The following is a 20132-nucleotide window of genomic DNA, read 5'->3' as shown; positions in this document are numbered from 1 at the left end:
AAAAGGGGTAAAAATAAAAGCCTCCGGCTGGAGGCTTTAGGAACATTATGCTAAATAGGCTTAGAAGTTATACTTCAGACCCAAAGAGAATCTGCGTCCATTTACGTCATAAAATTCGCCAGAGTCAAACGTCTCAGGCGTACGAGGTGGCTCTTTATCAAATAGGTTGCTAACGCCTAAACGAAGTTGTAGGTCTTCTAGCACATAAGACTTATACATAAAGTCTACCGTGGTATAAGAAGGCACTTCGTTAAAGTTGTTGGCTTCAATTGTCCAACCTTTGTCATCAACAGTGCTATGACGATAGTTCACGGTTAGCGCGTAAACTGACTCATCTTGCGAATATACTGCAGTGAAACGACCTTTCCAACGTGGAGAGTCGTCAGTAAGTCCTGTGAAACTACGCAGGTCGTTGGCTAAGCCAGTTGAGTTTTGAGTATCTTTTGCAATGTATGTTGTAGCTAATTTCAGCGCCATTTCACCATTCATCGCGTCGAATCGGTATGCTGACTCAAAGTCGTAACCTTTTTTAACGATTTGTGCTGAGTTAATTGGGCGCTGATAGAAGTGTTCGATATCACCGTTTTCACCACGTATTACGTTTTTGCAAAACAGGTTGTCAAGTGACTCGCTTTCGTAGCAGTTTTCTACAGTATTTTCACGATCAAAATATTGAATTGCTCCATCTATTTCAAATGACCAGTAGTCTACTGTAAAGTCAAGGCCTTCAATAAATTCAGGAGTATAGATAAGACCAACTGTTAAGTCGTTAGAAACTTCGTTTTCAAGCTCTGTATTACCAACGATTGAACCTTCTAGGCTGCCACCGGCCAGCCACTCTGAAGATGGCATCCAACCTTCAGGTAAACCATCTGCTTGACAGTTTTTAATGATATTTTTCTTATACTCGTAGCTATCGCTTAGCTTTTTGATACTGTCTGCACGACAAATATCAGCACGGCCAGAACTGAACTGAGTTGATGCAGGTGCAAACAGATCGCCTAAACTTGGTGCTCTAACAGATTTTGAGCGGTTTACACGTAATCTTAGTTCTTCTGTTACGCCCCAGTTTAGTGCAAGTTTCCATGCATCATCTTCGCCTGTTACAGAGTAATCCATGTAACGATAAGCACCTTCGAAGGTCAAATCTAACGCAAGGAACTCGTCAACAAGAATTGGAACAGAAAGCTCCATCGACAGTTCATCGACTTCAATTTCACCATGCATAGGCAAACTTGAGTTACCGAAGATCAGGCCTTTTGCCATGTTCTCAGATGGTGTCTTTTCAGCCACTTCACGGCGATGTTCAGCTGTGAATGCTGCGCTTACATATCCTGCTGGTAGTTCGAATAGTACACCGTCAACGGTTGCTGCAAAAACAGCTTGGTCATGTCTTGCAAAACGAGTGGCAACGGTTGAAATATAACCCATTTGCTCTGCGGTTGCCGAAGTCGCCCCCATCGGATTAAACGGTACACAGCCATCGATTTGACCAATGATGTCACCTTCGCTGTTACGCTTAGCACATACCGTTTGACCATTGATCACTGTTGCATCAACCGCGTTTAGTAGGTTTTGCTCAAGCACTTCGCCTGTCCATGTAGTATCTTGCTCTACGCGGCCAAACTGGAAGTAAGTGCTGTAACCCCAGTCATCATTAATGATGCCTTCAAGACCAATAGATGAACGGAATACTTCGCGCTCCTGCTCGTAATTACGGTCACCCCAAAGGTTTGAGTTTGCTTGATATAATGTAACGCTATCAATACCCTCCACCAAGTTACCGTCTTTATCTGTGTAGGTAACATCATCCATGATTTTGCCCATTTCGTCACTGACGAACGCATTATCGCGGTGAATTTTATAAGCGAAGAACGCAGGGCCACTTTGAGTTGTTGACTCTGTTTTTGACCAAGTAGCGTCGAAGGTTAATGCGTGATCATCATTGATCTCGTATGTACCGTAGGTAGAAGCAATAACACGCTCTAGCGGGGTTCTGAAATAGCTTTTTGCGCCTTGCGTGAATACACCGTCACCCATGTTATATTCGTCATGGAAGTAGCGACCTGCAGCAAGCTCTGAAATTTTAGGGTTTGGATCAGGGATTAAACCTAGACCATAGTTAAATGGCTGCAACGAGCCATCTTCTTGGAAGGCAAAGTGGTTGTTTAAATACACATCGCGGGTCTTATCTGCACCAGGAGCGATAGCAAAGAAGTCACCTTTTTCAGAGTAGCGAGCAAGGGCTGTTTGACCGTTTAGCGCGATATTACCTGGAATACCATCTTTACTTCCTGTATCAGCAGGGTTAGCAATAGAGCGCATTGAATTTCTGTAGAAATCGCGGTCTAATTTTGCGTAACTTTCGTTCTTTGTGTAGTTCAACGATGCAATGAACGATAGCTTATCTAGTTCTTGGCCACCGGTAATTGAGAATGTGTGGTCTTCACCGCCTTTTTGCTCAGGCTTTACAGTCGAAATATCAACTTCTATGCCATCGAAAGACTTTTTAGTGATGATGTTTACAACACCAGCAACAGCGTCGGCACCATATACCGCCGCTGCACCACCAGTTGCAATTTCAACGCGCTCAATAATGCTAGTAGGGATGTTGTTTAAATCTACGGCTGTATCACCAACGGAACCCGGCACAAAGCGACGACCGTTCACTAGTACTAATGTACGCTCAGAACCTAAACCACGTAGGTCAGTAGTATTCAAGCCTGAAGCATAAATAAAGCTAGTTGTGTTTTCTGGAGATAAACCAACTGTTGCTTGAGGCATTTCAGCTAAAAGGTCGTTTACGTTTGTAATACCTTGGTTTTCAAGCTCTACGCCACCGATTACGGTAACAGGAGTAGGAGACGTTAGGTTAAAGCGCTTGATACGAGAACCAGTAACTTGAATACGTTCAACTGATTTGGTTTCCGTCTGTTCATTAGCAACAGCTACCGAACTACTTACCGCTCCGGCGATTAGCGCCATTTGGATGCTGGCAGTAACTAGATTTAACTTCTTCAACATTTTGACCCTTATTTACTTTGTTTATAGCGATAGCCCTGTTCATTCTCAAAACAGGCGTTTCGCAATATAGGTGCTGAGTTTTTACCATAAACAATTGTTAAATATGGATTTTGTGATGATGTTGAAGGTGTGTATAGAACGTTTAATCTGTGATTTTAGTGTGTTTAATTTGATTTTTTATTTTAAAATCAATTGCTTATTATTTGTTGCTGTGTAATGTATTTTTTACGGTGAGTAAGTGCTTACAATGCTTGTTAGTAATTTAGAAACAATTATTTTATCTTTGATTGGGTTGGTACAAGTTTTGGTACTAAATTTGAACCGATTTGTAGCCAGGTTTGTAACTTGAGTGTAATTTGTGGTGTGTAAAAAGTGCTCATTTAGCATTTTTGGCTTTATTTTGTGGGGAACTTTTTGAGATAGGCTAAAGAGTAGCCTACCTTTTAACTCGTTCGGACTAAACTCGTATAGCTTTTAAGCGACGCAACTTTAATTGTTCTTGGATTGTTTGGCCTTGGTATCCTTCGGCTATTATCTCTTGTACATCAATGTTGCTAGTTGCTAAAAAGTTCTGATTAAGTTTGTCACAAAGCACGCTTAATTTATCACTTACCTTGCTACAAATATAACAAAATCGCGCTAGCTTGTGTGGTCTGCGCCATGCATCAATATTTTGTAAAATATTGAGCCAATCTTCTGCTGCTTTATTGTCTTTGTGTAACAAGGTTATATTTGAAAGTAATTCCTTACTACATTCAATATAAAGATTAGGAACCTTAAATTGTTTTGCTTCATCTAGAGATGACAAGGTGGCACCTGAGTAAAAAACAGCAAGGCTAAACTGGGCGAAAACATCAAATTCATTGTTTCCTTCAAGTTTCGAGAGCGCGTTTTGGAATTTCCTGTATACCGTTTTATCCCACGCTAGAATATAAGGAGCAACCAACTTAAGCGCACCTAGCGTTGAAATAGTATCTAGAAAGTGCCCCAGACCGTTATCTTGTATTGTTTTCTCTATTTCTAACCAAATACGTTCTCTTGTTAGGGTTTGTAACTCGCCATGAGCAACCATAGTTCTCATCAGCTGCCAAGTTTCTGTAGCTATTGTGAAATTATAATCTTGATAACGAGCAGCAAACCGAGCTACTCGCAGCACTCGAAGTGGATCTTCACTAAACGCTTTGCTCACATGGCGTAATATTCTGCTTTCTAAATCTTTTTGACCGCCATAAGGATCGATTAGTGAACCATCATCATCTTTAGCTATTGCATTAACGGTAAGATCTCGGCGAAGTAAATCTTCTTCCAGTGTGATCTCAGGGCCGAAGTCACAAATAAATCCGGTATATCCTTGACCGCTTTTACGCTCTGTTCGAGCAAGAGCATGTTCGTCTTTGGTGATAGGATGTAAGAATACGGGAAAGTCGCTGCCGACTTGCTGATAGCCAAGCTCGCTCATTTGCTCAGGTGTGCTGCCAACCACCACATAATCTCTTTCTTTTATTGGTCGTCCTAGCAGTTCGTCTCTAACTGCACCGCCGACGAGATAGATTTTCATTTGCTATTTTCCATTTTCTGCGATTCGAGGTTTTATCTTGAACCGGATTTTGCCATTATAGAGCGCATCATAACAATAAAGAGACAAGTCGTGTATTTACGCTATTTTGGTTTAACTGAAAAACCCTTCTCGATTGCGCCAAATCCTGAATTTTTATTCCTTAGCGAACGTCACAAGGAAGCACTTGCACATTTAACCTATGGGTTGGGTGACGCGGGTGGTTTTGTACTACTAACTGGTGAAGTGGGTACGGGTAAAACAACAGTCACACGGAGTATGTTGGCTCAATTGCCAGAATCGACACAAGTCGCATTTATTCTTAATCCATCGCTATCGGAGCTTGAATTGCTTGCGACGATTTGTGACGAGTTGGGGATCAATTATGACAACAGTAATGCGACGTTAAAATCACTCACTGATGTCATAAAGCATAGGTTATTAGAGAACCACCACAGCGGTGGGCATACTATGCTGATCATTGATGAAGCTCAGCATTTAGCACCAGAAGTGTTAGAGCAGCTAAGACTGCTGACAAACTTGGAAACAGATCATAAAAAATTGCTCCAGATAGTATTAGTAGGTCAGCCTGAGCTACAGCATTTGTTACAGCGTAACGAGCTGCGTCAATTGGCACAAAGGATCACTGCGCGTTACCACTTGTTACCACTTAGCGAATCACAAGTGTTTGCTTATATACAGCACCGATTGCAAAAAGCCGGTTGTCAGCAAGCTTTGTTTCACCATGATGCGGTAGCCTATGTACATCAAGTGACAGCAGGGATCCCAAGATTAATAAATTTGCTGGCCGACAGGTGTTTATTGGGAGCGTACTCGGCCTCACAAACTCAGGTAACAAAGGCAATTGCTGTTCAAGCTGCAAAGGAGGCGCTACCCACTAATTTAGTACCAGTAGCAAGACAAGAAAAGAGTCGAGTGCCACTATTTTTTACAGCTTGGCTTGGTGTGTTATTTGTTGCAGGCTTTGGCTTGGCAAAATTGGTGTAGAGGGAAACATGTCGTATTTAACAAGTGCAATGAAACAGTCGCAACAAGGCTCAGATGCTGAACAGGACTATTTGAGTCAACGCCAAGACGCCCAGCTCATTTTTTATAAGAAGCTCGTCATCTATGCTGGTGCAGGTATTTTATCTTTAGTATCACTTGGTGCTGGTTACTATATAGGTAAGATCACTACTTCAGAAAAAGCACAGTTACAACTGACTTCAGAAGTTGAGCCTACAAGTGAAAGTAAGATAGCGCTTTCAGCTACACTTACACCGGAGCAACCGGTTGCGGAAAACCAGCAAGCGCAAAATGCCCATATTGCCAGTCAAGAGGTAAGTACACCTACTATTGACCAGGCGCAAAACAGCAATATCAATCTTAACTCAAATCCAGAAACAAAAGCAGCTGAGCCTGAGCAGCACTTTCAGTGGGTATCTGTGCAAATTGGCGTTGATAATCAAGGTAAACCTTTATATCAACAACAATTAGTCCCTGTGGGATCTGTTAAGGCGGCTTCAGTCGTGCCACATCCGACTCAAAATACAGTGCAAACAACTCAAGTTATTCAAGATTCATCCCCTGGAGAAATTCAAACGGCAGGTGAGTATGCCGGCTATCGCGTATTTGGTGCTAAACCAAAACAGCAAGATGATGAACTTGCCGGGGTATCGGAGGAGCTGAAAAAAGCGTTTGCCGAGGCGGTGAAGGAAACCGCACCGCATGAAGAACCTGAAGTGTTATCTACCACCAAAGATTCGGCTTCTGCTACACCCATCGCGCTGTTGCCTGCTCAATTGCAAAATAGTATTCCAAGCTTGCGGTATCAAGCGCATATTTATGCTACTGACTCTCATGAAAGGTGGATAAAAATCAACAATAGACCTTTATACGAGGGAGATAGTTTAGGGGCTTTAACCGTTGTAGAAATTACACCGGAGCAAACACGTTTTGATTTCGACGGCATTGAATTCAGTCTCGAGGCAATGGAGGACTGGCTGCCTTAATATCAAGGCAGCATTGAGTGTTTAAAAAACCGGATAAGATCAAGCTTGAATTCTTCAGGCTTGATCGCTGACTCTAGCTCATCGCTTACTTTTTTCGCGCTTAAATCGATATCTTGAACTTCAATGTAATGCATGTGCTTAGCGTGATAAAATACTTTCACGACAGGCTTTAAAGGCGTTTTGGGGTTACTTTGGGCAATAACACCGACCTTACCACTAGTGAGTTTTACTAAGGTGCCCACAGGGTATACGCCAATGCAAGCAATAAACCGGCTTAGTAGTTGTTCGTCAAAATGGTGAGGGCAGCCTTCACGCATTAACTTAAAAGCTTTAATTGGTGTCATGCCCTCTTTATAGACGCGCTCGGCGGTCAATGCATCATAAACATCCACAATAGCGGCCATTCTGACATGCTGTGGTAGTTCGTCCGCGGTTTTGCCATAAGGATACCCGGTGCCATCTAGGCGCTCGTGGTGATAGCCCGCAATTTCGCATGCAACTCGTCCTAGACCTGCATTGAGCACAATATCAAAGCTATATTTTGCGTGTGATTTCATAATGCCGTATTCATCTAAGCTCAACTTTCCAGGCTTATGTAAAATATTGTCGGGAATTTCTATCTTACCAATGTCATGAAGAAGTGCTCCTGTGGTCATCTCTTCGGTTAATTCTCTTGAGTAACCAAGGTGCTTACAGAAAATAGCCATTAAGATAGAAACATTAATAGAATGCTCCAATAAATAGGCGTCTTTTTCCCTGATCCGAGCAATGCAGGAAAGCGCATCTTGATTGCGAAATACGGAGTCAATAAAGCCACTTGCTGTCGCTTTAAAAGCCTCTACTTCTATCGCTTTACCCGCTTTAATATCTGCAAACGCTTTGCTTTGAATTGCTTTTGCTTCGTCGTAAAGTGTCACTGCGTGTTGCATTTCTGCGTCGACACTACACTTGGTTTGCCAAGGGTCATGGTCTGGTTTATGTGGCTCTTCTATATGGTCATCATGAGGTGGTTCGTCATGAGGATCGTGCTCTGAAAGGCGTTTGCTGGGGTCGACCGTTACCTCTAAAACACCACTCTTTTGTAGCTTTGTAATGCTTGCTTTCGTTCTCACCCAGCCCTTGGTTTTAATCGCAACTGAGCCTGTCTGTTTGGTCACACCGACAACAAACATACCTGGCTCTAACTCACTGATATTAATATTAATCTCTGGCATGGTGGTTCCTTTGGTTGTGTCTTTAAGCGTAGCAAAGCTTGGTCAAATAGAAAGAACTAAAGCGTAAATATGATTGATTTTCCCCCAATAAACCCGCATCCTGAAAGAAACAAAAAGGAGTCTCACTTATGCGCTTATCTCCCTTGGCATTAGGTCTCATTGCCACTTTATCTTGGCATGCAACTGCTAATTTGAAACAACAAGTTGCAGAGTCTATGCCTGAACTTGAATCTTTGTACCTACATTTACATCAAAACCCTGAGCTCTCTTATAAAGAAGAAAAAACAGCAGGGCGTTTGGCGGATGAAATGCGCAGGCTAGGTTATGACGTGACTGAAAATGTGGGTGGTTTTGGTGTTGTTGGCATGCTGAAAAATGGTGATGGTCCAACTGTGATGATCCGAGCCGACACTGATGGTTTGCCAATTATTGAAGAAACAGGAAAGCCATACGCGTCAAAAGTAAAAGTGAAAGATGATGCGGGGAATGAAGTCGGTGTGATGCACGGTTGTGGTCATGATATTCATATGACCAGCCTAGTCGGTACAGCAAAACAGCTAATGACTAATAAGGAAAAGTGGCAAGGTACATTGATGCTCGTTGCTCAGCCCGCTGAAGAAGTGGGAGGCGGCGCAAAAGCGATGTTAAAGGAAGGATTGTATACTCAGTTTGCTAAACCTGATCATGTGCTTGGTTTGCATGTAAGCGCGGCCGTTCCTGCCGGTAAAGTGGCGATTGCACCAGGCTATGCATTGGCTAATGTTGACTCAGTTGACATTATCGTTAAGGGTAAAGGAGGACATGGAGCCTACCCACATACTACCATCGACCCTGTAGTACTGGCATCGCGGATTGTTTTGGGGCTGCAGACCATTACATCACGAGAGATCTCTCCGTTAGAACCGTCAGTGATCACGGTAGGCTCTATTCACGGTGGCTCTAAGCACAACATCATTTCAAATGAAGTCAAGCTACAACTGACTCTACGCTCTTATAATCCAGATGTGCGTGAGCAACAAATTGCGGCTATCAAACGCCTGACAGCAGGTATAGCAAAAAGTGCAGGGTTGGAAGACAGTCTTGTACCTGAGGTTATTGTTCATGAAAGCGAAAGCATTCCATCTACGTATAATAACCCTGAGTTGGCTGAATTTGTAACTAGCGCCATTAAGCAGGAAATTGGTGCAGAAAATGTTGAACAATCTCAGCCGGTGATGGCTGGTGAAGATTTTGGCTTATATGGCCGTACTGATGACAATGTTCCAATTACCATTTTTTGGCTAGGGGGGGTTAATCAAGCGGTATTCGATGCGGCACAAAAAAGCGGTGAGCCTTTACCTTCATTACACTCTAGTAAATTTGCGCCGGATTATCCTATCGCCATCGCGACAGGAGTAAGAGCAATGACCAATAGTGCACTTGCTTTATTTAATCAAAAATAAACTTTAGCTAGCATAGTAAAAAGGTAGCCGCGGCTACCTTTTTTAGTTTTTAGTCTTTGTTTGCTGCTGCAAGCATTAACTCTCTATTACGCTCTAGTTTTACCAGCATTGCATCCGCAATGGGTTTGAACTTAGCGAGCTCAGACTGAGGTAATGGTTCAGACTTCGGCAGTTTTACCGTTTTAGGGTTACGGTGTACACCGTTTACTAAAAACTCATAATGAAGATGAGGACCCGTTACACGGCCGGTTGCACCGACGGTACCAATTTTTTGTCCTTGCTTCACTTTTTGACCTGTTTTCACGGCACGTTTATTCAAGTGTAAGTACTTGGTCACATACTTGCTACCGTGCTGAATAAATACATAGTTACCATTGAGCCTATTGTAGCCAGACTTAAGTACTTTACCGTTACCTGAGGAAACCACCGGTGTGCCTACGCGTGCCGCATAGTCTATACCATTGTGAGACGACACCCGACCAGTCACAGGGTGAAGGCGACGCGGATTAAAGCTGGAGCTGATATATTTGAAGTTAACCGGTGCTCTTAAGAAGGCTTTTTTCATGCTGCGGCCTTCAGGGGTATAGAACTCATCATCAGTATGACGAACCGCACTGTAGCGCTCGCCTTGGTTGATAAATTCGGCTGCAATAATTTTGCCATTACCGATTTCTTCACCGTCTACATAGTGCTTTTCAAACACTAATGCGAAAGAGTCGCCCTTACGAATATCGTTTGCAAAGTCGACATCCCAACCAAAAATATCGGCAAAGTTCATTATTTGACGTTCGCTAAGACCGGCTGAAATACCTGCGCTCCAGAAGCTGGAGCTGATCTCGCCACCTGCTGATTTTTCGCGAGTTTCGATTTCTTTACTTTCGATTTTAGTTTCGTAGCTACCCTCGTCGTTTAAGGTCACCAATAAGGTGTCCGTTTTTGACAAGATGTATTTTAATTGAGCTAATTCACCACCATCATTGCTAGCAAAGCTAAGCACTTCTCCCGGGTGGATTTTAGTCAGCTTGCGGGTTTCTGCGTTGGTATTGACCAGATTGTGTAACGTTTTGGCAGAATAACCTGCGCGTTTAAAAATCACGGCTAGACTGTCACCAGACTTAACTTTGTGGTCTTTAAATTCAAATACAGGTTGTTTAGGGGCAGACTCAGGCGTGATGGCTGGCGCTGCATCTAATTCAGTAAGTTGCTCTGTTTTTTCTGATATTTTTACTGGCAACTCATAACGTTTCCCAACTTCTAAAGCTTTTCCGTCATTGTCTTTTGAAGCCGTTGCTTTTTCAGAGGGGATCAGGGCAATTCCGACCATCGCAGATAGGAAGCCGATGATGAGCACTTTGTGCTTTTTGGGGAGCTTATGAACCACATGAACCATAATGCGCCTTTTCTGCTGTCAAGAATTATTGTAGATAATATTGCAGGATATACGTAATAAACCCGTAATACCAGCGTTTTGTGCATTTAAACTCGGATAAATATAGGCTAGAATCGAGCGATTACAAGTTATAGCTGTTGGAGTGAGAATTGTGGATTTAGAAACTGCATTTGCAGAGATTAGCCGTGGTGCAGAAGAAATTCTGTTGCAGGATGAATTAAAAGAAAAGCTGAAGTCAGGTAAAAAACTACGTATTAAAGCGGGTTTCGATCCAACAGCGCCTGATTTGCATTTAGGACACACGGTGCTAATCAATAAAATGAAAACCTTTCAAGACTTAGGTCATGAGGTGATTTTCTTGATTGGTGATTTCACCGGTATGATTGGCGACCCAACGGGCAAAAATGTAACTCGTAAGCCACTCACTCGTGAAGATGTACTGGCAAATGCAGAAACATACAAAGAACAGGTTTTCAAAATCCTTGATCCTGCCAAAACCACAGTTGCATTCAACTCAGAGTGGATGGAAAAGCTAGGCACAGCCGGTATGATCAAGCTTGCTGCACGTCAAACTGTGGCACGTATGCTTGAGCGCGACGACTTTAAAAAGCGTTATGCAAATGGCCAAGCAATCGCAATCCACGAGTTCTTATACCCACTGGTTCAAGGTTGGGACTCGGTTGCATTAGAGGCGGATGTTGAGCTCGGTGGTACCGATCAGCGCTTTAACCTATTAATGGGTCGTGAGCTACAAAAAGACGAAGGGCAAAAGCCGCAAACAGTACTGATGATGCCACTACTTGAAGGCACCGACGGCGTACAGAAAATGTCTAAGTCATTAGGTAACTACATCGGTATTACTGACGCGCCAAACGACATGTTTGGTAAAGTGATGTCGATTTCTGATGATTTAATGTGGCGTTACTACGAATTACTAAGTGCGAAAACACTGGATGATATCGCCGCACTTAAAGAAGAAGTGGCGGGCGGCCGTAATCCTCGTGACATTAAAATTGAATTTGCAAAAGAAATGATTGCTCGATTCCACAGTGAAGCTGACGCTGAAGCGGCACATCAAGACTTTATCAAGCGTTTCCAAAAAAATGCTTTACCTGATGAAATCCCTGAAGTCACTGTAACTATTGAGGGTGAAAGCACGTTTATCACTAATTTGCTCAAAGAAGCTGGCTTAGTGGCAAGTACTTCAGAGGCGATGCGCATGATCAAGCAAGGCGCAGTAAAACTTAACGGCGAAGACAAAGTAACGGATACCAAATTAGAAGTTACTAAAGGTTCTTGCGAAATCTATCAAGTAGGCAAGCGTAAGTTTGCGAAAGTAACAGTAAACTAAACAAGCTAATCTACTTGTTATAGCCGAAGAGGTCAGTGCTTTACTGGCCTTTTTTGTGGTTGTTACAACATTAAGCTAGCAAAATTTATAATCACGAGTAGTAAGGCGGAAGTGGCAATAAATAGCCAGCGCATTTGATTGAGTAGTCCAAGCAAATGCTGAATATGTTCAGCAGAGGGCTGCGCTTTTGCACCCACCCGCATCACATCATAACGTTCGCCAAAATAAAAACGTGGCCCTGCGAGCTGCGTATGTAAATTTGCGGCAAAAAAGCTCAGTGCCCATCCCGTATTTGTTTGGCTAAAGTGACGGCCGTAGTATTTAATGTAGTGCCAAGTTTGCTTCGGTCTAAGTAGCAACGAAAAGCAGGTAATTAACAACCGAATAGGCATAAACTCTATAAGCCAAATTACGCGGGAAAGGCTTGCCATAAAACGGGTTGAGGGGGGCATTACTTGCCGCCATGCATGGTCGCATAGCAGTAATAGCTTATAAAATAGCGCGAGATAGGGGCCTGCTGCTAGATACAGTACAGCAATGACAAAAAAATGGCGCAGGGTATTTAATGCGGTGCTATCTATGGCGGCTTTACAAATACCAAGCTCTGTTAGCTTCTCGACATCTCTTGCTACCATTCCTTGCAACACCGCTCTTGCGGTTACTTTTTGCTTTGATTTTATCAGCGCGGAAATACGCTTAGCACGGCTTTCATGGCTAATATCTAAGCATAAAAACAACACCAGCCCACCGAGCCAATTAGGATAAAAAGCAAAGCTAATAATCGCATAAGTTAATACGGTGATGGTTAATATAGGGAGGAAGAATCCCAGTGTGCCTGATAATAGTTGATAACTAGAAGCCGCTTTGGGGCGATAAACTCTTTCGGCAATGGCTTTAAAAACAAGGCTAAGAATAAGATTAGGGTGATAAAGTGTTGATAACCTTACCCCTAGGCTGGCAAAAATCGCCAGTAAGAAAATGATCAGGCCCTCATGGGCCTGAAGCAAGCTGTCGAGCACTAAAGCGTAACCTTATCCAGCTTATTAAGTAGTGCCATCACCATTTTAGAAGAGTTAACCGAAGCGACTTCTAGATACTCCTCGAATGATTGCGGTGATTCTTTGCCGGCGATATCAGATAGCGAGCGGATCACAACAAATGGCGTGTTTAGAGAATGACAAGCCTGCGCAATTGCTGCGCCTTCCATTTCTACTGCTAACATAGTAGGGAAGTCTGCACGCGCCTTGTCGATGCGTACCGGATCGCACATAAATGAGTCACCCGTACAGATCAAGCCAACCATAGTTTGAATGCCTTCAAGTTCATGTACGCTTTGCTCTGCTGCCTCAACTAATTTTGCATGCGAAGTGAACGCAGCAGGCATTTGTGGAACTTGACCAATTTCATAGCCAAATGCAGTAACATCAACATCGTGATGACGTACTTCATTTGAAATAACCACATCGCCGACGTTTAGTGAAGGCTCAAAACCACCAGCAGAACCCGTGTTGATCACGCAATCTGGCGCAAAGTTGTCGATAAGCAAAGTTGTCGCAACTGTTGCTGCCACTTTACCAATGCCAGACTGTACAAGCGTTACGTCAAGACCAGCTAGTTTGCCGGTATAAAAAGTAAAGCCACCTTTGGTCAATGTTTGCGGGTTTTCCATGGTGTTACGCAAAATGGTAACTTCTTGCTCCATTGCGCCGATAATGCCTACTTTCATCAAAAGATTCCTAATTTGTGGTGGGGAAAGCCCCAGTGTCAAAATTGCTTTTATTATACGAAAGGGGTTTTGATAGGTAAAACAAAAAACGGGCTGACGCCCGTTTTGCTATATTTCTGCCAACTGAGTTGACTGTGCTTTTGCCTGTGAAGGGGACAGTACCGCAGGTTTGTAGGTGCGATTTCTGGTTTTCTTTGGCATCTCCACTTTTTGGCCAAGCTTGAATAGGATTGCCGCACGAACCTCAGCACTTTGGTAGCCACTTTTGATTTTCATGCGAATGTGTGGAATACCCGCAGATTCCAGAGCGCCACTGACAAACCAATCTTTTTGTGCTTTATGGCCGTTTTTATTGGCGTTGTTAACTAAATCAACAGCGGCAACAATTTTCAGTGTCTCTTTATCTACCAAGACATAATCCAGCTGTTTGTTCTTAGCTTTAGTTACCGCGGCACGACGTGCTTTTGGAGAGATCCCCGGTTTGCACTCAATCACATCAATGAGTTTAATGCGGCTTACGATTTTATATCTATCGCCAACAGCACGTTCTAATAAATGTAGAAACGATGCTTCAACGGTAGTAAAAACTGATTCTTTACGATTAAACGGATAAGGATTGCCACCCACATCGGTGTACTTAGAAGCGACAATGGAAGCAACGACCACTAGAGCCAAAATAGCAAGCAACGCAAATTCCATACAAAACTCCAAATCAAAAAAATGACATCTGTGATTTTATAAGCAATAGCTGTGCCAAAAGAGTGCTTGAATTAGTGGGTAGTTAACATTAAATCGGTTAATAAGTATTTGGGATATGGAGAGAAAAATAAAGTGCTTTAAGTTGTTTATACTAGGCAGCGATATCTTACAGCAGGGCTGCCTAGTACTGGATAATGGTATTAGCTCGCGTTATTTGTCTTCTTTCAGCACGTAGATCTCACCATCAAAACTACCTTGAATGGTCAATCCTTGCCCTGCCAGTTCCTTGAGATATTCAATATGCTCTTGGGTAATATGTTGACCCGGCACCAAAAGCGGAATACCCGGAGGATACGGGGTGACTAAACCTGCACAAATACGGTTGTTGCTCTTGCTAATAGGCACAGATTCACGTTCACCGTAGAAGGCATCGCTAGGAATACAAGCAAGGTCAATTGCGGGTAAATTCTCAGGCAAGCGCGAGCGTCGCGTTGACTTCGATAGTTTTATCTTGCCGCCATCAAGTTTCTTTAAGGCATTGTATAAGCGAATGATCTTTGAGCGTGTACCACCCAAGGTTAGTAAGACTAAGATAGTACTGTGGGTGTATTTCTCAATCTCCAGCCCAATTTCGTCTAACAGGAATTTATGAATATCCTTTAATGAGTACGGTAGTTCACTAATATCGATGAGGATTTTAAGCGGATCATGCCCCATATTATCGCCACTAAAATGTGGGAATATGTTCATAAAGTCTTGCTTATCAAGCACTTTAATATGTTTGAGCGAGGACATCTGCTGTTTAAACTCTGCAACATGGTTCAGCAGCGCATTGAGTAACTTATAGCCTTCCATCTCCAACTGCTTTTGGCACACATCCAAAGACGCAATAAGCTGGTATTTGGGCGAGGTGCTGGCGTAGATACTGTAAATCTCACGGAAAAAATCAGCATCAAAATCAGGGTCGTTAATATGGATATAAGACGCCTGCGAAAATGCCGATACGACTTTATGCGCCGAATGAGTGACATAATCTGCACCTGCATGAATGGCGGAATAATGGCGCAAGCTAGGGTGAAATAGCGAGTAAGCAAACCAAGCTTCATCAATAAAGACTTTGATGCCATGCTGATGGGCAAATTCTACGACTTGTTTCAGGTCGCTCAGCAAACCATCATAGGTACAGCCTGTGAGCACCAGTAGTTTTGCATCGGTATTTTGTTCTATCGCTTGCTTGATATCAGCCAGTGAGGGCGGTGCGAATATGCCATATTTTGGATTTAAAATACTCGATAAATAGATAGGGAAACTGGCCGATTGCAAAATGCCGTAGTGCACTGACTTATGACAGTTGCGGTCGATGATCACCTTATCGCCTTTGCGAAGTAGGGTTTGCAAAATGATTTTATTCGAGGTGGACGATCCATTAGTTACAAAGTAGGTGCGTTTAACCTCAAACGTTGCCGCTGCAGATTCCTGAGCGCGGCCAATGGTATTGGTGCTGTCTGACAGTGAACCTAGCGAATCAACCGATACAGACAAGTCTCCGACAAATACATTACGGCCATAGAATTGATAAAAATCTTTGATATAAGGAGAGTTTCTAAAGCTCGAACCGCCGCTGTGACCCGGAGTATGCCAGGAGTCGTTCGCTTCGCCGACATAACTGCGATACGCGGTCCAAAATGGCGTCTCGGCTCTGTCATCAAAGTCATTGATCATATATCCCAAAATGGCTTCAGGGTCTGAGATAACTTCATCTTTAAAGAAGAAAGATTCGATTTCCTCGGATTCGTTGACTATCTCAAGCCCTTTAGTGTCATCGCCAATAACGTAAACCGGTAATTCTAGACGAATACATTTTAATTGCTCGATAAAGCGACTATAGGTTTGCTCGCCACTTTTGCTGTGCACATCCCAACTCAGCACGACAGCTTGAATATCACCATCTTCAGTGACATGCTCCAAGGCTTTTGAAAGTTCGAGGCATTCAATAATATCGATTTGAACATCCTCTCGCTCAAAATTAGGGATCGTTTTTGATAGATTGCTCGAGAGCGCTTGTAATACGGCCGGCTCTTGCTCTATTAACAAGATACGAAGGACAGGTAGCATAATGATATTCGCATTAAAATTTAAAGACTTTCATTAGCATAAAGAAAGCGCAGTGATTTGTGAAATCAATACTTTGAAAATGTTCCAGAAATTGTAAAACGGATGTAGGGCGATTTTACATCGCGATTTAGTAAAAGCCCTCCGCGTAAAGCGGATCCCACCAGAGGTTATGTATCGCGTCTAGGAGATGCTTTACGCAGCGATCTGTGTTTCCAGATAATTCAACGAAACAAAAAAGTAGCAACAATCCCCATAAATAAAAGTTGTGCTTATGCTAAAACAAAGATTAACTATCAGTCTTCTCTTTAAACTCACATAAGTCTTCAATAATACAGCTACCACACTTTGGTGTTTACGCGCGGTGTGCACATAGCGGCCATGGAGAATAAGCCAGTGGTGGACATCTACCTTGAACTCTTTTGGTACAACCTTTTCCAGCTTTTGCTCGACTGCCACCACATTTTTATCCATAGCAAACTTGGTGCGGTTGGAGACGCGGAATATATGGGTGTCTACAGTAATAGTCGGCTTGCCGAAGTATAAGGAAAGTAGATAACTAAGTTCGTAATCACCTGCTTTAACTGTATGAATATTGTCAATTTTTTAATAAAAATATACACTAAGCCGCTTTGAAGATATAAACCGGATTTGCACACTATTTACTTACTGTAATGGACTCTTAGATATGAAACTTTTCAAATATATTATATTAATCACCACATTCCTTTTAGTAGCTTGTGGAGGTAGCTCGTCTTCGGATGAACCTAAACTTACAACTAAAATAGAAAAAATTAGCTTAAACTCTGAACTGGTCAGAGGCCAAAGTACCAGCGCAATAATAGAGTGTGTTGATTGTTTGAAAGATAAGGCCATTTATCGCTGGGAAATTGATAATGTTGTAGTGAGTCAATCTAGTTCATTTACTCCTGATTTTGAGCATTTGGATAAGGTGGTTGTGATCACGGTTCAAGTACCAAGTATTGATCAGGTGATGAGTGATGAAGTCTCCTATCAGGCTGAGGTTATTTCACGTAAAACTAAAATAGAAAAAATTAGCTTAAACTCTGAACTGATCAGAGACCAAAGTACCAGCGCAATAATAGAGTGTGTTGATTGTTTGAAAGATAAAGCTATTTATCGCTGGGAAGTTGATAATGTTGTTGTGAGTCAATCTAGTTCATTTACTCCTGATTTTGAGCATTTGGATAAGACGGTTGTGATCACGGTTCAAGTACCAAGTATTGATCAGGTGATGAGTGATGAAATTTCCTATCAGGCTGAGATTATTTCACGCAAAACCAAAGTCGAGTCGCTAGAACTTACAGGGAAACATACGCCAAACACGACAACCCTAGCGGATTTTACCTGTGATAATTGCCTGTCAGAAACAATATCAATGCAATGGTTTATAGGCGAGAAGTTGGTTGCAACTGGAACGTCGTTTACACCAGACTTAAATAACTTTGATAAGCCAATCACTATAAAAGCAAAGGTGACTAGTATTGATAACATTGTTAGTGAAACAACTTCATTTGACTTTATCAAGCCGACTCCAATCAGTGGAAATATATACCTATCAGATAAGTATGTTTTGATGTCTAACGGCGAGCTGATTTTTGATAGTAGCCATGGAATACAGCCGGAAGATGGCAAGAGTGACTTCGTTAATGCTTATTATGGAAAACATGTATGGGGGACGGTTTTAGCTCAAGATACTAAAGGGAAGTTTTTTAAATATGGTGACGGCAGAGAATTTTATTCTCATGAAAAAGAAAGTAGCTTTGAAGATATAAAAGAAAAAATAAATAACGTGAAAAGTTACTGGCTAGATTTCTACGGTGAGCACGTTTTAACAAGTGATGGAAAAATTATTACTTGGGATAACACTCTCGATGATTCAGGTAATTTTGAATACAGTAAAGCCCAATTATCCCAAACAGAGCTTAACGATGTAAAACAAGTTTTGCATTCACTTTATGACTGTAGCAGCTCTGCAAATACTTCAGCAGTGCTTTACAACTCTGGACTTCTTGTTATCGACGGATTTTGGTGGGATAAAAAAGGCTCGCACCAACATAGTTATAAGCGAGTAGAAAAAACGGGTGTAAGTAAGATTCAAGCCGTTAGCTATGCTGGCGGTGGTGGGTACGATGCTGTCGCAATATTTGATGAACAAGATAATGTAGAAATTTGGACATGTAGTAATGAGCCGTTTTTATCTACACTAGAAAATGGAGAATATGCTACAGGTTTTGGAGATTTACAAAATGTAGCCCGTATTATCAGTCCGTTAGGTTCAAAAGCTATTCTTGCGATAAAAAAAGATGGTAGCTTTTCAATCAGAGGTTCTGGTTTAACCTACCATGTTTCGAGTCTAAACACTGAGATTAAGGTAAAAGACTTACTTAAAATTAGTTGGATGTATGTTCTGTTGGATGTTGAAGGTAATATTCATTATTTAGATAGCTATTGGAGCGAATACTTACCTGAACAGTTCCCAGAGTTTTCTTTTGATAACATAGCGTATAGTGTTCCTTCTGATCATTCTAATGGCGTAGTTGTTAAAGAGGACGGTTCGGCTTTACTTATTACACAAAATAATCCAAAGACATTACCCTCTGTTAAAGATATAAACCTAGTAGACAATTTCATGCTAATTACGGATAAAGAAGGTAAGCTCACTACCTATTATGAACGTGATAGCGAAAGAGAGTTAGATGCAGATTACTTTTCAAATGGTATTAATCAAATAGAGGGCGTTTCAGAGGTTATAAATTTAGGAAACGGTTATATTATAAAAACAAAGTTAGGTGAGTTTATTTTAGTTCAAACAGGAGGGAGGTCTCTTAGTCACTTTCATGAAAAAATTAATCGGCCAATTGAAGCGGTAGATTAATTATTTTTTAAAAAATTAAAGCTCCATAAAAAGAGAAGACTAATCAGTCTTCTCTTTAAACTCACACAAGTCTTCAATGAGGCATGAACCACATTTAGGTTTGCGCGCGGTGCACACATAGCGGCCATGGAGAATAAGCCAGTGGTGGACATCCACTTTAAACTCTTTTGGTACCACCTTTTCTAGCTTTTGCTCGACTGCCACTACATCTTTACCCATGGCAAACTTAGTGCGGTTAGAAACGCGAAAGATGTGGGTGTCTACAGCGATAGTCGGCCAGCCAAAGGCGCAGTTTAGTACCACGTTGGCGGTTTTGCGACCCACGCCTGGTAGTGCCTCTAGTGCTTCACGGTTTTCGGGGACTTCGGAGCCGTGTTTGTCGACGAGGATCTGACACATTTTATAGACGTTATTGGCTTTTGAATTAAATAAACCAATGGTTTTGATATAGTCTCTTAAGCCTTCAAGGCCAAGCTCCAGAATTTTCTCAGGTGTGTTGGCAACAGGGAAGAGTTTGCGTGTCGCTTTGTTTACCCCAACATCAGTGGCTTGTGCTGAGAGGGTAACGGCAACTAAAAGCTCGAATGGTGACGAGTATTCTAGCTCAGTTTCAGGGTGCGGATTTTCGTCCCTGAGTCGCGTGAGTATTTCTATACGTTTTTGTTTATTCATAAGATTTACTTGCTAAATTCAATGACGGTAGCATGC

At 42.2% G+C, this 20132-nt stretch carries 14 protein-coding genes and 1 pseudogene; 5 read left to right on the top strand and 10 right to left on the bottom strand.

Features of this window, described 5'->3' with window-relative positions; genetic code table 11:
• Window positions 1-60: 60 nt before the first annotated feature.
• Together DRB05_RS09725 and DRB05_RS09720 are read right to left on the bottom strand one after the other, a co-directional pair.
• Window positions 61-3024 (bottom strand): TonB-dependent receptor, encoded by a 2964-nt coding sequence (locus tag DRB05_RS09725; protein ID WP_128726771.1) that lies wholly within the window; start codon window positions 3022-3024, stop codon window positions 61-63.
• Between the two features lie 457 nt (window positions 3025-3481).
• Window positions 3482-4582: a tRNA nucleotidyltransferase gene (locus DRB05_RS09720; RefSeq protein WP_128726770.1), complete on the bottom strand. Its 1101-nt coding sequence runs from the start codon at window positions 4580-4582 to the stop codon at window positions 3482-3484.
• Window positions 4583-4672: 90 nt separating this feature from the next.
• Here DRB05_RS09720 and DRB05_RS09715 point away from each other — a divergent pair, with 90 nt between their 5' ends.
• Both DRB05_RS09715 and DRB05_RS09710 read left to right on the top strand, forming a co-directional pair.
• Window positions 4673-5587, top strand: coding sequence for an AAA family ATPase (locus tag DRB05_RS09715; RefSeq protein WP_128726769.1), 915 nt, complete (start codon window positions 4673-4675; stop codon window positions 5585-5587).
• Between the two features lie 8 nt (window positions 5588-5595).
• A complete protein-coding gene (locus DRB05_RS09710; protein ID WP_128726768.1) occupies window positions 5596-6591 on the top strand; it encodes a general secretion pathway protein GspB in 996 nt (331 codons plus the stop codon).
• A gap of 2 nt (window positions 6592-6593) precedes the next feature.
• Here the strand turns inward: DRB05_RS09710 and DRB05_RS09705 are convergent, their stop codons facing one another.
• Window positions 6594-7805, bottom strand: coding sequence for an HD-GYP domain-containing protein (locus DRB05_RS09705; protein WP_128726767.1), 1212 nt, complete (start codon window positions 7803-7805; stop codon window positions 6594-6596).
• Between the two features lie 128 nt (window positions 7806-7933).
• Here DRB05_RS09705 and DRB05_RS09700 point away from each other — a divergent pair, with 128 nt between their 5' ends.
• Window positions 7934-9247, top strand: a complete 1314-nt coding sequence (locus DRB05_RS09700) for an amidohydrolase (protein WP_128726766.1) — start codon at window positions 7934-7936, stop codon at window positions 9245-9247.
• A gap of 49 nt (window positions 9248-9296) precedes the next feature.
• Here the strand turns inward: DRB05_RS09700 and DRB05_RS09695 are convergent, their stop codons facing one another.
• Complete coding sequence (locus tag DRB05_RS09695) at window positions 9297-10637, bottom strand: peptidoglycan DD-metalloendopeptidase family protein (RefSeq protein ID WP_128726765.1); 1341 nt, start codon at window positions 10635-10637, stop codon at window positions 9297-9299.
• Between the two features lie 151 nt (window positions 10638-10788).
• Here DRB05_RS09695 and tyrS point away from each other — a divergent pair, with 151 nt between their 5' ends.
• Entirely contained in the window at window positions 10789-11988 is a 1200-nt protein-coding gene (gene tyrS / locus DRB05_RS09690; RefSeq protein ID WP_017216498.1) for a tyrosine--tRNA ligase, read from the top strand.
• Window positions 11989-12050: 62 nt separating this feature from the next.
• On the opposite strand, the gene DRB05_RS09685 is transcribed toward tyrS, so the two are convergent.
• The 5 genes and pseudogenes from DRB05_RS09685 to DRB05_RS09665 all read right to left on the bottom strand — a co-directional run.
• On the bottom strand, window positions 12051-13007 hold the full coding sequence (locus DRB05_RS09685) for a cobalamin biosynthesis protein (protein WP_128726764.1): 957 nt from the start codon (window positions 13005-13007) through the stop codon (window positions 12051-12053).
• Window positions 13007-13714, bottom strand: coding sequence for a 5'-methylthioadenosine/S-adenosylhomocysteine nucleosidase (gene mtnN / locus DRB05_RS09680; protein WP_017217969.1), 708 nt, complete (start codon window positions 13712-13714; stop codon window positions 13007-13009). The genes DRB05_RS09685 and mtnN overlap by 1 nt, the downstream gene beginning before the upstream one ends.
• A 108-nt stretch (window positions 13715-13822) precedes the next feature.
• Window positions 13823-14413, bottom strand: coding sequence for a DUF2726 domain-containing protein (locus tag DRB05_RS09675; RefSeq protein ID WP_010605979.1), 591 nt, complete (start codon window positions 14411-14413; stop codon window positions 13823-13825).
• A gap of 210 nt (window positions 14414-14623) precedes the next feature.
• The gene (locus tag DRB05_RS09670; RefSeq protein WP_128726763.1) at window positions 14624-16528 is read right to left on the bottom strand and encodes an aminotransferase class V-fold PLP-dependent enzyme; all 1905 of its coding nucleotides are present in this window, start codon (window positions 16526-16528) and stop codon (window positions 14624-14626) included.
• A gap of 286 nt (window positions 16529-16814) precedes the next feature.
• Window positions 16815-17086 (bottom strand): annotated as a pseudogene (locus DRB05_RS09665) (endonuclease III); the annotation flags it as partial.
• 127 nt (window positions 17087-17213) lie between these two features.
• On the opposite strand from DRB05_RS09665, the gene DRB05_RS09660 reads away from it, so the two are divergent.
• Entirely contained in the window at window positions 17214-19424 is a 2211-nt protein-coding gene (locus tag DRB05_RS09660) for a hypothetical protein (protein ID WP_128726762.1), read from the top strand.
• A 39-nt stretch (window positions 19425-19463) separates the two neighbouring features.
• On the opposite strand, the gene nth is transcribed toward DRB05_RS09660, so the two are convergent.
• Window positions 19464-20096 (bottom strand): endonuclease III, encoded by a 633-nt coding sequence (nth, locus tag DRB05_RS09655; RefSeq protein WP_128726761.1) that lies wholly within the window; start codon window positions 20094-20096, stop codon window positions 19464-19466.
• Between the last annotated feature and the right edge of the window lie 36 nt (window positions 20097-20132).

Origin of the sequence: Pseudoalteromonas sp. A757, from assembly GCF_004103285.1 — a bacterium.
Taxonomy (GTDB): Bacteria; Pseudomonadota; Gammaproteobacteria; order Enterobacterales; family Alteromonadaceae; genus Pseudoalteromonas; species Pseudoalteromonas galatheae.
The sequence above is the reverse complement of the archived record's forward strand: the minus strand, read 5'-3'. Positions and strand labels throughout refer to the sequence as shown.

Bases quoted from the DNA above. Each gene is read 5' to 3' on its own strand.
- DRB05_RS09705 (WP_128726767.1), bottom strand. From the start codon at position 7,805: ATGCCAGAGATTAATATTAATATCAGTGAGTTAGAGCCAGGTATGTTT.
- mtnN (WP_017217969.1), bottom strand. From the start codon at position 13,714: ATGAAAGTAGGCATTATCGGCGCAATGGAGCAAGAAGTTACCATTTTG.
- DRB05_RS09675 (WP_010605979.1), bottom strand. From the start codon at position 14,413: ATGGAATTTGCGTTGCTTGCTATTTTGGCTCTAGTGGTCGTTGCTTCC.
- nth (WP_128726761.1), bottom strand. From the start codon at position 20,096: ATGAATAAACAAAAACGTATAGAAATACTCACGCGACTCAGGGACGAA.
- DRB05_RS09660 (WP_128726762.1), top strand. From the start codon at position 17,214: ATGAAACTTTTCAAATATATTATATTAATCACCACATTCCTTTTAGTA.
- DRB05_RS09710 (WP_128726768.1), top strand. From the start codon at position 5,596: ATGTCGTATTTAACAAGTGCAATGAAACAGTCGCAACAAGGCTCAGAT.
- DRB05_RS09725 (WP_128726771.1), bottom strand. From the start codon at position 3,024: ATGTTGAAGAAGTTAAATCTAGTTACTGCCAGCATCCAAATGGCGCTA.
- DRB05_RS09695 (WP_128726765.1), bottom strand. From the start codon at position 10,637: ATGGTTCATGTGGTTCATAAGCTCCCCAAAAAGCACAAAGTGCTCATC.
- DRB05_RS09670 (WP_128726763.1), bottom strand. From the start codon at position 16,528: ATGCTACCTGTCCTTCGTATCTTGTTAATAGAGCAAGAGCCGGCCGTA.
- DRB05_RS09720 (WP_128726770.1), bottom strand. From the start codon at position 4,582: ATGAAAATCTATCTCGTCGGCGGTGCAGTTAGAGACGAACTGCTAGGA.
- DRB05_RS09700 (WP_128726766.1), top strand. From the start codon at position 7,934: ATGCGCTTATCTCCCTTGGCATTAGGTCTCATTGCCACTTTATCTTGG.